Origin of the sequence: Streptococcus sp. k-402 (genome assembly GCF_013277515.1) — a bacterium.
Classification (GTDB): Bacteria; Bacillota; Bacilli; order Lactobacillales; family Streptococcaceae; genus Streptococcus.
In genome coordinates this window covers 140,421-153,909 of record NZ_VMNB01000003.1, presented here as the reverse complement: position 1 = coordinate 153,909, position 13,489 = coordinate 140,421, and the positions used below count along the sequence as shown (strand labels likewise).

Sequence of the window (13,489 nt, the reverse complement as noted above, 5' to 3'; positions counted from 1 at the left end):
AATCTCTTCAAACCACGTCAGCTTCGCCTTACCGTAGATATATGTTCCTGACTTTGTCAGTCTTATCTACAACCTCAAAACAGTGTTTTGAGCAGCCTGCGGCTAGCTTCCTAGTTTGCTCTTTGATTTTCATTGAGTAGCAATCCTGTCTTTCACGGCAGGATTTTTTATATATCAAAAAGCAAGTCACTTGACCTGCTTCTGCTTTACTCTTCTTGTGCTAATGCTTTAAAATCTTTGTCTAAGATGGGTTGCACTTCTAATTGATTGGCGTCTAGTTGGTGGTAAAATGCTGATGGTAGCGACTCTAGGAATTTTGCATAGTCCAAGCGAGCGATAGCCTCATAGTCTTCTGGTTTAGAGCCGTCTCCTGTGATTTGAACCAAGTCAATCTCCCACTGGACTTCCTTATCCACCAATTGCTCCATATAGGCTGCAGGAACAAATGGTTCTCTCGGTAAAACTGTCTTGACTCCTTGAGCTAGATGGTAAACGCCATGCACTTGTCCCTCTCCATCCTGATAGAAGGAAACTCTTGCAAAGTAGGCATCTGTCTCTTGAACCGCACGCACACGCGCTTCAAACTGTGCCAAACCATCTTCCCCTAAAAAGCTTTTCAAATCCTCATGACTAAAGAAAACAGGATTAAAAATTCCTTGGCAAATCGTAAAACGGGCTGCAGTGTCTGCAAGATGGGCTTGAATACTTGCTTGGAAATAAGCTTCAAAATCAAAACCATCTAGTCCTTCAATCTCAGTTCCTGTGTAAGCAAGCAAAGCATCTAAAAATGACTTGATGATCTCCCAGTCTGTCTGCGTTAGTAGGTCAGGAAGATCGACACGGTAAGCCTTTTGATCATCAGCATAACTGACCTTAAAAAGAAATTGTGATTGCCCCACTATCGCACACTCGATATACTCGAGACGGTTAAGAGGCTGACGGAGATAGACAGCATCATAGCTATGTGACTCCAAACCATCTACCAATGCCAAGATGGACTTGGCAGTCAAAATTTCCTGTTCTCCTAAAATGCTCTGTTTATTTGGAATAAAAATTGTTTTCTCCATAACTGGACTCCTTTGAAATCGTTTACATACAGTATACCTTATTTTCCTGAAAGATACAGAAACAAACTTTAGATTTTTGAGTACAAAGCATAGAAAAACAGCCCCTGAGGACTGTTTGATCTTATACAGTAGCTGCTTGATCCAAGCTTTCACCGATAGCGGCTAGGCGCTCGATTACTTCAGCTTGTGTCAATTCATTTTTTGAAACATAGCGGTTACGTGGGTGAACACGGCACTCGTGTGAGCATCCACGAAGGTACTTGTCTTCATTTTCTTCTGATGTCAAGATACGACGGTTACAGAAGGGATTTCCACAGTTGACATAACGTTCACATGGTGTTCCATCAAACCAGTCTTTCCCTACGATGGTTGGGTTGACATGGTTGACATCAACAGCGATACGTTCGTCAAAGACGTACATTTTCCCATCCCAAAGCTCACCTTGAACTTCTGGGTCTTTACCGTAAGTTGCAATTCCTCCGTGCAATTGGCCGACATCTTTGTAGCCTTCACGAACCATCCAGCCTGAGAATTTCTCACAGCGAACCCCACCTGTACAGTAAACCACGACGCGCTTGTCCATGAATTTTTCCTTGTTATCACGGACCCATTGTGGTAACTCACGGAAGTTGCGAATATCTGGGCGAATAGCTCCACGGAAATGTCCTAGGTCGTACTCATAATCGTTACGTGTGTCAAGGACAACGGTATCTTTATCAAGAAGCGCTTCTTTGAACTCTTTTGGAGACAAGTAAGCACCTGTTGTTTCAAGTGGGTTGATGTCATTGTCAAAGTCGTTGTCTTCCAAACCAAGGTGGACAATTTCTTTCTTGTAGCGAACAAACATCTTCTTGAAGGCTTGTTCATTTTCTTCGTCAATCTTGAACCAGAGGTCTTCCATACCTGGGAGGCTGTGAACGTAGTCCATGTATTTTTGAGTTGTTTCATAGTCACCTGAAACTGTTCCGTTAATTCCCTCGTCAGCGACTAGGATACGGCCTTTAAGGCCGATTGATTTACAGAAAGCCAAGTGGTCTGCAGCAAATTGCTCTGCATTTTCAATTGGAGTATAGAGGTAGTAAAGTAAGACACGAATATCTTTTGCCATAAGATTTGTTCTCTTTTCTATTCTTAAATTTTCTAAATTTTTTATTTATCCATACCAGTATACCTGCTTGAGAAAACGAATGCAATTTATTTGACTGGAAATTGTAGAGGGTTCTCGAAATTTCCTGAATGGTTATACTCTTCGAAAATCTCTTCAAACTACGTCAGCTTCACCGTGCCGTAGGTATATGATACTGACTCTGTCAGTTATATCCACAACCTCAAAACTGTGTTTTGAGCAGCCTGCGGCTAGCTTCCTAGTTTACTCTTTGATTTTCATTGAGTATTAAAATGAAGATAAGAGAAAACAGGAATATCTATATCCTTGTGCCCAAAAAACCACTGCCTCCCCCAGATAAACCTGAGGAAAGCAGTGATTCTTATTTTAGGAGTTAGGTTAGGAATGAATACACGAAATCAATTTAGCTGATTATTTTTTGTTTTTCAAGAATTCATCGTATTGTTTTTGCATTTCGTTCAATACTTTTTCGTAGGAACCTTCAGATTTCAATTTTTCCATCAATTCTGGAATCGCTTTATCTGGGTCAAATATAATAAAATGAAATAAGAATCGAGCAATTTAATTTTGGAATCCAAATCAATTTATAACAATATTTTAGAAGAGATGCTGTACTATTCTAAATTCAATATAATAATTTAACCATATTTTATGAGATATGTAAATCTAATAACTTATTTTATAAAGACATTATCACATTCGAATTACAAATCACAAATACTTTATTTTGCGATTGACATTATAAAAAAAAAGTAGTACAATGTAAATGAAATCGATTTCACTGAAATACAAAGGAGGTATTGTGATGACAAATTTGAAAAAATGCATCGCATTAGGACTGGGAGTCGCTTGCTTACTCCCCTTAGCTAGTCAGACTGTTTCTGCTAAGATGGTGTATTTCAATCTTCATGTTACACGCGAAGACTATTCCGTTAGTAGCCGAAAAACTGAAAAAACAGACGGCTCCCCTGCTGTTGCTAATATCACAGGTGGTCTTGGTTGGGGAAAAAAGGTCAGAATTCGCGCTTGGACTGCTGCTGAGGATGAACCTGCAACTGAGATGAAAATAGCTGATTCAAATGGTCGCTATAATCTTCACTATAATGACGGTTATGGGACAATTGGACGTTATTATTATCTCAACGCCTCTAAATATGGTTGGCTCGACTCGAATATTACAGGACGTTTTGACCCTTAATTCCTCTCAAAACAAAAAGTAGCAAACATTGGGTTATTCGCTAGTTAATCATTTGAGCGCTCGCTAGCCTAAAGCCCCCTTCTAAGAGTGGAGGCCGCATCTTAAAAGTGTCATGCCTCTGCTCCTTTTTTAAAAGGAGTTTTTTACTATGAAAAAATACCTATTATTTCTACTTATTCTTCCCTTTATCTTTTTAACAGCTTGTCAATATAACAAAAAACAAATAACGGAGATAAATAAGGAAAACCTCCCCATAAAAGAAGGTTATAAAGAGATAACAGAGCAAATCTATCTATCAGACCAGATAGATACCTCCTATAAAGAAGAATTGCCTTTTTGGGACTCAAAAAAAGGAGACAAAAACACATTAGTAACAGCTATTCAAAATTTTATGGGAAATGATAGTGAAATTAGTGAGATTATTGCCGATAAGAATCCTTTAACCAGACTACAAAAAGGAAAGACCAGAGCAGATATTACCGTCAATAAAACTGGATCATGGATTCATTTAACATCTGATCAAATATCAGATCTATCAAGTGTTTTCCACAACCTACGATTAGACGCTATTGAAAATAATCTAAATCTAACCGACTTTAAAGAAGAACTTCCATTTTCAAAAGAAGATGGTGTTAACAAAGTTAAGCAATTTCTAAATACCCTCCAATTAGGATTTGACGATTATGATTATCTCATCTACGCTATCTCAAAAGAAACACTCCTTGAGTATCTCCCAACCTACGAAAGAAATGCCAAAGAATTAAAAGGAACAAAGATAGACAAAAACAATCTGACTGATATGTGCTATGTTACTGTTTTTCCAAAACTTTCTAGTAAAAGAGTTATTGATGGCGAAACTCAGCTAGGTTCATCCGGAGAGATTAGTTTTATTCATGGTCCTGACCTAAACTTTATCATCACCCAAGCAGGGATTCAAGGAATTGATTTATCTGGTGTTATCTTACCGACTCAAAAAATAGATAAAATGGCGACTCTTTCTGTCCAAAAAGGATTAGACGTCTTAAAAGAAAAATACGAAAATTTGATTTTGGACAGTCCAATTTATATTGAGTCATTTACAATTGAGTATATACCTATTCCCACTCAAGAAAAAGAACTCTATGGAGGAAATCTCTATCGTCCCTTCCTAATCTTTACAATCAAAGAAAAAGATCGTATAGATAAAGCAGTTATCGATCCCACAAACTGGAAAGAGGTAAGTTAGATGAAACTACTTCTCCCCTTTAAATATACGCTAAAAGATTGGAGGATTTGGATTGGACTACTCTTTTCCTTAGTAGTTGCATTGATGATGTCCTATACAGATCTAACAATAAAATTAGACGGAAGAAATTCACTTGCAGTCCCTGATTATTTCATGCTCTCCTTCTCTAGAAATCTAGCAATGTCATTATATATCTTAACAGCAGCTTCCACTGTAGTAACAGACTTTTCACAAGACTACCATCAAAATAGACTTCCTTTTTTACTTAGTCGTATGTCTCTGCGACAATACGCTTCTTCCTTCGTCAAACGGTTAATTTTCCGTTCTTATTTTGTAGGACTGACCTTAGGATTCTGTTTTTTAATTCTCCTCTCCTTTTATTTTCCCCTCACTAATTCTCACTACTCATCTACTTTTAGCAATCAGTGGTTGTTAAATCAAGGATTTATATTCCTTTTCTACTTCCTTCTCATTAGTCTAATTGGACTCTATTTTGCATTCTTTACTCTATTAGGTGGAGTTCTTTCCGTTTTTTACCCTAATGTGTTAATGGTCTATCTTCTTCCAAGTACAGCCTGGTTTGTCCTCACAACATTTGGTTTAGAGAGAGTTCTCCCTTTTTTTACTCTACCACATATCGTCTTAACGACAGATGATTATTTACGAGAAGGGCTAGCATATTTTCAAGTAGGTGACGAAAACTTTCGAAATATTTTTTCGTTGCTTTATCCTTATATTTTCTTAACTCTATGGGCACTTTTGTCAATAGAGATCATTCGACTAGCTCTTAAAAAACATTGGCATTTTTATGATAAGGAGTAATCTTATGGAGATTATACGTGTAGTAACTATTCTCTTAAAACAACAATTCACCTTTAAACGATTGTTGCCTATCTTAATTTTCTTTCACCTCTATACTTTGATTTTAATGCTACCTTTTTCTAATTTAGCTAATCACTTCAAAGAAACTTATCCTGTCAGCATTGTAACTGTTCTCTTCACGAGTCAATGGTTCACTGCAATTTCTATTTTATCTGTCATACTACTATTTAGCAATCTTCCTTTAAAAGATACTTTCCAGTTTTGGTTAATCTTAAAAATCGGACAGAAAAAGTGGATGCTCTCCCAGTTTATTTATCTGCTTATCGCGAGCTTAATCGCTTCGATTTACCAAATCATCAGCATTTTAATCACTTTTCTCCCTACACTACACCTTTCAAATCATTGGGGACGTCTCCTACCCTCCCTAGCTCAAGGACGCATTTCATTTCCGGAAGGTGTTGATAGCATGACGCATCTACGCTCCATTATACTGCAATATTATTCTCCCTATGGCGCTTTTTTTCAAATATTCTTATTGTTATTCCTTATGTTCATATTGATTGGGGGAGTGATTTTCGTTTTCAATAGTTATTATTCTAATTTAGGAAATACCTTAGCCTGTGGATTAGTTATTGTAGAATTATTTATTACAGAAGCTTCACGTTTCTGGATTAAATTTTTATCTCCTTTAACTTGGCTAGACTTCCATTATATTAAATACGAAGCCCATTCTGGCTTACTATCCCTACCAGAAATAATTACTCGTATCCTACTTTTATACCTTTTGCTCACCATAATCCTAGTTGTTATGAAAAAAATAAGGAGACAATAGATATGACAGACTTACATTTAAAATCTATTCGTAAAAACTATAAACACAATGTAATTTTTGAAGACCTTTCCTTTGAATTTTCCAGTGGAAATATATACGGAATTGTTGGATATAACGGTTCAGGAAAAACAGTTTTACTCAAGTGTTTAGCGGGATTAGAAGGTATAACTGAAGGAAAAATCGAATTAGATGGAAACATACTTGGAATAGATTTTCCCTTCTTACCAAGTGTAGGTGTTATTATTGAGACTCCAGGATTTCTGGAAGGTTATTCTGGTTTTGATAACTTACATCAACTAGCTCTAATCAAAAATAAAATAGGAGAGAAAGAAATCATTCAGAGTATGATAGATGTAGGACTCAATCCTAGTTCTTCTAAAAAAGTAAAACACTACTCTTTAGGAATGAAACAAAAATTAGCTCTAGCACAGGCTTTTATGGAAAATCCAGATATATTACTCTTAGATGAACCAATGAACGGACTTGATAAGCAATCTGTTCAAAAAATTCGAGAAAAATTACTCCACCTAAAAGAAAAGGGGAAACTTATTATTCTAGCTTCTCATATAGAGCAAGATATCGAATGTCTCTGTGATGAAGTTCTATACTTGGGATAAGAATGATTTATTACAGAGACAACACTCCTCATAAAATAGCAATTTTATACAAAAAGACCAACTATACCTGAATTATATTAGTTGGTTTATTTTTCATTCAAAAAAAACCACTGCCTCCCCCAGATAAACATGAGGAAAGCAGTGATTCTTATTTTAGGAGTTAGGAATGAATACACGAAATCAATTTAGCTGATTATTTTTTGTTTTTCAAGAATTCATCGTATTGTTTTTGCATTTCGTTCAATACTTTTTCGTAGGCACCTTCAGATTTCAATTTTTCCATCAATTCTGGAATCGCTTTATCTGGGTCTACAGTACCAGTGTTGATAGCTGTATCAAATTGTTGCATTGTGTTAGCGATAGCTGAGATTTCAGATTTCACATTGTCAGTATTGAAGATAAATCCAAGCGCTGGAGATTCTTTAGCTTCTGCCAATTCTTTCTTAGAATTTTCGATTTGTTGGTCTGTAACGTTTTCGTTGATGTAAAGGATCCAGTTGTTACCAGTGTTCCATCCACCCATGTGAGTGTTTCCTTTGTAGCCATCAAGAACGCGAACACGGTTTTCTTTACCTTCAATTTTTTCCCAGTTCTTGCCTTCTGGACCGTAAACAAGACCGTTCAAAAGTTCTGGGTTCGTATTCAAGAGGTTCAAGATTTCCATTGATTTTTCTTTGTTCTTAGAGTTGTTTGAGATGACAAAGTTAGCAACTTGGGTTGTTTGGTTTTTCTTGATGAAGTTAGTGATTGGTTTGATTTGGATATCTTTGTTGGCAACACGTGAAAGCAAGCTGTTACCGTAGTCAGCTGGTCCTACTGTTTCTTCACGAACGAACCAAGTATCTTGTTGAATGTCAAATGAAGTATCGCTTGTGGCTACGTCTTTTGGAATATATCCAGCTTCATAGAATTTGTGAAGAGTCTTCAAGTGTTCTTTGAAACGAGGAACGTCATAACGGTTTACAATCTTAGTAGTATCCCCTTCAAGGTCGATAACAAATGGAAGACCGTTTGCTACTGGGTAGTCAAAGTTCTCAGAAGGGATGAAGTTCTTAGTAGCTGCAAATGGTACTACGTCTGGAGCTTTTTCTTTGATTTGTTTCAAGACTGGCTCAAGAGTTTCGTAAGAAGTAACACCTGAAATATCGATACCATATTTGGCAAGGAGAGTTCCGTTGAAGGCAAAGTTTTGAGATGATGCAACGTTGGCCGCAACTGGAACAGCGTAAATTTTACCATTTACAGTATTACCCTTGATGTAGGCTGGGTCAAGTGCTTTGTAAAGGTCTTTACCTTCTTTTTTGTACAATTCTGTCAAGTCAGCGTAAGCACCTTTTTGAGCATTTACAATGTAGTTATCTGCAAAGGCAATATCATAGTTTTCACCAGATGATGTGATAACTGACATTTTCTTACCATAGTCACCCCAGCCAAGGTATTGGATATCCAATTTGGCACCAACTTTTTCTTCGATGATTTTGTTGGCATTTGCTAACAATTCATCCAAGTTGTCTGGTTTGTCACCGATTTGGTACATTTTGATAACAGGTTTGTCACCTGAATCAGCAGCTTTTTTGCTGTTACCTGTCAAATTTCCACAAGCAGCAAGACCTGCAGCCAAAGCGACTACACTAGCAGATGCAAAAGCATATTTTTTCCAGTTTTCCATGATAAAAACTCCTTTTTTTATTTTTAAACTTATAAACAATGTAATGATCTTAACTTCACTCAAGGGAAGTTTGGAAATGAGAAATGTTTTTCCTCAATAAGCACTATTCTTTCACACCACCGATAGTCAAACCTTTTACAAAGTAGCGTTGGAAGAATGGATACAAAATCGCGATTGGAAGGGTTGCGACCACAACCATGGCCATACGACCTGTTTCTTTCGGTAGAGCAACTCCCAGTTGACCAGTCAAGCCGACCGCTTTGGCAATGTAGTCCATATTTTGTTGGATTTGCATCAGCAAATATTGTAATGGATACAAGTTGTCACTCTTGATGTACAGAAGGGCGTTGAACCAGTCATTCCAGAAACCAAGAGCTGTCAAAAGCGTGATGGTTGCGATACCTGGTAGTGACAATGGCAAACAGATTTGGAAGAAAATCCTAGCCTCACTGGCACCATCGATACGAGCCGATTCGAGAATGGCTTCTGGAATGGTCTTCTTGAAGAAGGAACGCATCAAGATGATGTTAAATGGTGAGAGAAGCATTGGAACAATCAAGGCCCAAACAGTATCCCCAAGCTGAAGTACACGAGTTACCATGATATAACCTGGTACCAAACCAGCGTTGAACAACATACTGAGAAGTACGAAGATGGTAAAGAATCTGCGATACTTAAAGGTTGTCCGTGAAATAGCGTAGGCATAGGTTGTTGTGATAAAGACATTTGTAAATGTCCCAACTACGGTTACAAAGACAGAAATGAAGAGGGCCTGTAAGATTTTATCCTTAAACTGTGCCAAGAACTCAAAACCGTCTAATCCAAATTGGGATGGGAAGAAGCTATAGCCGTATTGGAGGAGGCTTTTCTCGTCCGTCACTGAAATAATGATAACGAATACGAAGGGTAGGATACAAGAGAGGGCAATCAAACCCGAAATGATACTGAAGAAGATATCTGCTTTCTTACTGAAGGAGTGAATGCCGACATTATCAATTTTTTCTTTTTTAATTTTCTTTTCTGCCATATTCTCCTCCTTTTAGAACAAGGCTGAGTTTGGATCAACTCGTCTTGCCAGTAAGTTTGATAGAACCACCAGAATCAATCCGACTACTGATTGGTAGAGACCTGCTGCTGAAGCCATCCCAATATCCGCTGTCTGGGTCAAACCATTATAAACATATACGTCCAAGACGTTGGTTACGTTATAAAGCTGACCAGCATTGTGAGGGATTTGATAGAAAAGACCGAAGTCTGCACGGAAGATATTTCCAACTGCAAGGATGGTCAATACAGTTACCAGCGGTGTCAACTGCGGAATGGTTACATTGCGAATTCGTTGCCATTTGCTGGCTCCGTCCACTGTCGCTGCTTCGTAGTAGGTTGGATCAATTCCCATGATTGTCGCATAGTACATGACACTGCTATATCCAAAACCTTTCCAAATACCTAAGAAAAGTAGGAGATAGGGCCAAATTCCCAAATCAGCGTAGAAGTTGACTTCTTTGAGACCAAGACTTTCCAATAAATGATTGAACACCCCTTTATCAATATTTAGGAAGGCATCTGTAAAGAAACTGATGATAACCCAAGACAAGAAGTAAGGGAACAACATAGAAGTTTGGAAAATCTTCACCATTCTCTTAGAACGGAGCTCGCTGAGGATAATGGCAATCCCTACAGATACAACTAAACCTAGAAAGATAAAGCCAAGATTGTAGAGGACCGTATTTCGTGTGATAATAAAGGCGTCTCTTGAACTAAATAAGAATCTGAAATTATCGAGTCCGACCCATTTACTATTTATGATACTATCTATGAAACCATTACTGGTCATGTGGTAGTCTTTGAAGGCAACCACGTTCCCAAATACTGGAATGTAGAAGAATAGAATCAACCAGAGTGCCCCTGGCAAAACCATCAAGAGAAAGATCCAGTTGTCTCTCAAGGTTTTTGAAAACTTATTCATAATTTCCTCCCTTTTTATTTTGATATCCATCTAAAAATTTTTTTAGACTTTTGATAACGATTACATTATTAGTATACTCCTATTTGCAGATTAGGTTAAACTCCTAATTATAGAAAAAACTCCACAAATTATTTTATGTGGAGTACTTTTGAAGAAAGGGATGTTTCACGCGAAACACCCTGCGCCAAGCAAGGTGTTCTTGTTTTTTATGTCGTATAAATCGTTGAAGCTGTCGCAATAGTATGCCATTGGTTGGCTGTTGTAGCTGCGAAATCCTTGTTTGCGTAGAAGTCGTTAAATGGCAGAATTTCTACTTCCAGCTCATCGATGCGGTCAAGCTGACCAGTCAGATAAGCCTCGATGCGGCTTTCTGATCGCTTGATGCGTTGCAAGAGTCCGCCCATACGGATGTCAACTGTATCCAAGCCAAAGACCTTGTTTTCCTTCAGCCATTGATGGCTAAAGAGGGCATGGAAGTGCTCTATTTGGCTTCTGAGTTCTGGTAATTCTTGTCTTGCGATTTCTTGCAGACTTTCCTTATCATCCGCTTGATAGGCTTGACGAATGCGTCTTCCTACATCCACTTTGCTACTTAAAATCTTGTTCAACTGAGCCTGAGTTTCAAAGAGGTAGGCATAGTTGCCAGCTTTTTCTTTAATGTTAGCAAGGGTCTCAGCAGCCTGAGAGAAGTGCGGTTTGTCCTGTTCAGGTGTCATGTGTTGATCAAGAATGGGACAGAGAACATCCTGATAAAAGACATAGCGGTTGGGATTGATACCACTGAGATTATCTGGCAGGTCTGGCAAGAGGTTGGCAAGGTCAATCTGCATAAAATCTTCAACCGATAAACCTGTATTGGTCTGGAAGTGTGCAGACAAACGGTCTAGGTCATTGCGATAGCTGAGTTCTGCCCAGATTTGCAAGCTTGGGAGGACAGAGAACTGGGCAGTTTCACCACCATTGTCCCCCCAACCCGTCACGATGACTTCTTTAATCTGATTGGCACGGCAGGCTTTATTTGCCTCGATAGCCACTAGACGGCTAAAATGGTTGTGAGGTGTAAAGCCAATCCACTTCCAAGCTCCCCCTGCAAATGCAAGGTCACGACTAATCTTATGATGATTGCGGAAATTGCGATTATATTTTTCCTCGCTATCCTGATAATAATCCCAGTAAACTAAGGTCACACGGTCTTTGAGGCGGTCTAGGTAGACACGCGTTTCCTCTGGAATTTCCACATCACGGTCGTACTGGCCATCCGCTGACATAAGTTTAAAGAACATATCGCTCCACATCTGGCAGTGAAAACCATATTTGTCAGCAATATCCAGCACGCGCTCCAAGTGTTGGCACATGAGGAGACTACGATCCACAACACCATTCAATATCAAGTAACGTCCCAAGCCAACCAAGTGGGCTTCGTCCATCCCGATATTGACCTTGCGAGTTTGTAGTTTAGATAGAGTAGCAAACATGCCATCAATCAGGTCATAAACCTTTTCTTCACCAATGAGAAGAATATCCTCCACATCACGGAGCTCCTGCACTTCTTTGACACCCCATTTGACGAAGGCTGACAAGTGGGCCAAAGTCTGGATGCAGGGCACAAAGGTCATGTCAAACTGCTGGGCATAGGCTTCGATCTCCTGCAACTCCTCAGCCGAGTAGGCACCACGGAAATAACCAAAGTAAGGTTGTCCCTCAATCTGGTAGGTATCTTCCATGTAAAGCTCAAAGGTTGAGTAGCCCATGAGAGCCAAGACCTCAATCATCTGCTTGGCAGAAGCCACATTCAGCACCGCATTTCGAGAACAGTCTGCCATGTAGGCCAACTCTTCATAAGCTGCCTGCTCCTCAATCTCTACTTTGTCACCTTCTGCTAGAGCTGTTACCAACAAGGACAAGGCACGATAAAGTTGGTGGGGTCTGCGGTAAGTTAGTTGATAGTGGCCACCCTCACCCTTGATAGAGATAGAGGCTTGGTCAGACTGAGCGACTGCTACCTCTACATCTGGTAGAGAAATGTGACCTTTTAAAACCTCAATAGCTTGCGTTTGTTTGGAACTAAGTCCTGTAAAAATTACCATTGATTTTCCTCCTGTAGCCAGTTGACAAGGGCACCGTAGAGATTAGCATCTGCATGATAGGTGCAGGCTTGGATAAGAGGTGCGACCGTATATTCTTCGTAGGCATCGACAAAGTTATCAACAGACTTCTTGACACCTTGGATGAAATCTGGATTTTGACTGATAGAACCTCCCAGACTGATGACATCTGGATCAATCAGATACTGGATATTAAGCAAACCTTGCGCCAGATTGCGGTTCATGCGCTCAATGGCTTCTTGACAAAGAACATTTCCAGCTGCGGCTTCTTGGTAAATCTTGCGGCCGTCCCAATCAGTCTGACCAGATTTTTCAATCACGTATCTCACCATATTGCCAGTTGACGCTAGTTGCGACCAGTTGTTGAGCTTTTCAGCAGGGGCAAGAGTTGTCATATAGCCAAATTCTCCACCCAAGCCGTGGCGACCTCGATGAAGTCTACCATTGATAATCATGGCTCCGCCAATCCCTGTCCCAATCACGACACAGGCTGCATTTTCAAGTTCTGGATGAGCTAGTAGTTCACTGAGTCCAACGCAGTTGGCATCATTTTCCAGATGGACAGGAATCTGATAAGAGCTAAGCGCCTCATACCAAGAAAATCCGTGAATGTAGGGCACCGCACTGAAGCCATCAATCACACCTGTCTCTTGATTGACCGCGCCCGGAACGCTCATAGCAATCCCGCTGTAATCCTGCTCTGACAAGCGCTGGTCTAACCAAGATAGTAAATCCTCCAAACTTTCAGGCGTTGGAATGCTTGTCTTATCCAATATTTTCCCATCAGGAGTCAGACTTGCAAACTTAATCCCAGTCCCTCCGATATCAATCGTTGCAATGGTCATTTTTTTACCATAAA

At 39.3% G+C, this 13,489-nt stretch carries 13 protein-coding genes; 5 read left to right on the top strand and 8 right to left on the bottom strand.

The genetic code is table 11. The features are described 5' to 3' along the window. Positions 1-206: 206 nt before the first annotated feature. The 3 genes from HT724_RS01790 to HT724_RS01780 all read right to left on the bottom strand — a co-directional run bounded on the left by HT724_RS01790 (position 207) and on the right by HT724_RS01780 (position 2,727). Positions 207-1,067 (bottom strand): DUF4299 family protein, encoded by an 861-nt coding sequence (locus HT724_RS01790; protein ID WP_023937448.1) that lies wholly within the window; start codon positions 1,065-1,067, stop codon positions 207-209. A 121-nt stretch (positions 1,068-1,188) separates the two neighbouring features. Further along, entirely contained in the window at positions 1,189-2,175 is a 987-nt protein-coding gene (locus tag HT724_RS01785; RefSeq protein ID WP_001030014.1) for a rhodanese-related sulfurtransferase, read from the bottom strand. Between the two features lie 429 nt (positions 2,176-2,604). After that, a complete protein-coding gene (locus HT724_RS01780) occupies positions 2,605-2,727 on the bottom strand; it encodes a DUF3502 domain-containing protein (protein ID WP_337456848.1) in 123 nt (40 codons plus the stop codon). Positions 2,728-2,998: 271 nt separating this feature from the next. On the opposite strand from HT724_RS01780, the gene HT724_RS01775 reads away from it, so the two are divergent. From HT724_RS01775 to HT724_RS01755, 5 genes are all read left to right on the top strand, one after another. Then, positions 2,999-3,391, top strand: a complete 393-nt coding sequence (locus HT724_RS01775) for a hypothetical protein (RefSeq protein ID WP_000183090.1) — start codon at positions 2,999-3,001, stop codon at positions 3,389-3,391. A 148-nt stretch (positions 3,392-3,539) separates the two neighbouring features. Then, positions 3,540-4,616 (top strand): hypothetical protein, encoded by a 1,077-nt coding sequence (locus tag HT724_RS01770; protein WP_000760376.1) that lies wholly within the window; start codon positions 3,540-3,542, stop codon positions 4,614-4,616. Continuing rightward, entirely contained in the window at positions 4,617-5,438 is an 822-nt protein-coding gene (locus tag HT724_RS01765) for a hypothetical protein (RefSeq protein WP_000771482.1), read from the top strand. It begins immediately after the preceding gene. A gap of 4 nt (positions 5,439-5,442) precedes the next feature. Further along, positions 5,443-6,270, top strand: a complete 828-nt coding sequence (locus HT724_RS01760) for a hypothetical protein (RefSeq protein ID WP_000402862.1) — start codon at positions 5,443-5,445, stop codon at positions 6,268-6,270. Positions 6,271-6,272: 2 nt separating this feature from the next. Continuing rightward, entirely contained in the window at positions 6,273-6,887 is a 615-nt protein-coding gene (locus HT724_RS01755; RefSeq protein WP_000130638.1) for an ATP-binding cassette domain-containing protein, read from the top strand. 193 nt (positions 6,888-7,080) lie between these two features. Here the strand turns inward: HT724_RS01755 and HT724_RS01750 are convergent, their stop codons facing one another. The 5 genes from HT724_RS01750 to HT724_RS01730 all read right to left on the bottom strand — a co-directional run bounded on the left by HT724_RS01750 (position 7,081) and on the right by HT724_RS01730 (position 13,475). Beyond that, positions 7,081-8,556 (bottom strand): ABC transporter substrate-binding protein, encoded by a 1,476-nt coding sequence (locus HT724_RS01750; RefSeq protein WP_173276085.1) that lies wholly within the window; start codon positions 8,554-8,556, stop codon positions 7,081-7,083. A gap of 103 nt (positions 8,557-8,659) precedes the next feature. Next, on the bottom strand, positions 8,660-9,583 hold the full coding sequence (locus HT724_RS01745) for a carbohydrate ABC transporter permease (protein WP_000818348.1): 924 nt from the start codon (positions 9,581-9,583) through the stop codon (positions 8,660-8,662). Between the two features lie 12 nt (positions 9,584-9,595). Next, positions 9,596-10,525 (bottom strand): sugar ABC transporter permease, encoded by a 930-nt coding sequence (locus HT724_RS01740; RefSeq protein ID WP_007284784.1) that lies wholly within the window; start codon positions 10,523-10,525, stop codon positions 9,596-9,598. Between the two features lie 206 nt (positions 10,526-10,731). Beyond that, entirely contained in the window at positions 10,732-12,612 is a 1,881-nt protein-coding gene (locus HT724_RS01735) for a beta-N-acetylhexosaminidase (protein ID WP_173276084.1), read from the bottom strand. After that, positions 12,606-13,475: an ROK family protein gene (locus tag HT724_RS01730; RefSeq protein WP_173276082.1), complete on the bottom strand. Its 870-nt coding sequence runs from the start codon at positions 13,473-13,475 to the stop codon at positions 12,606-12,608. Before HT724_RS01730 ends, HT724_RS01735 begins: the two co-directional genes overlap by 7 nt. Positions 13,476-13,489: the final 14 nt, after the last annotated feature.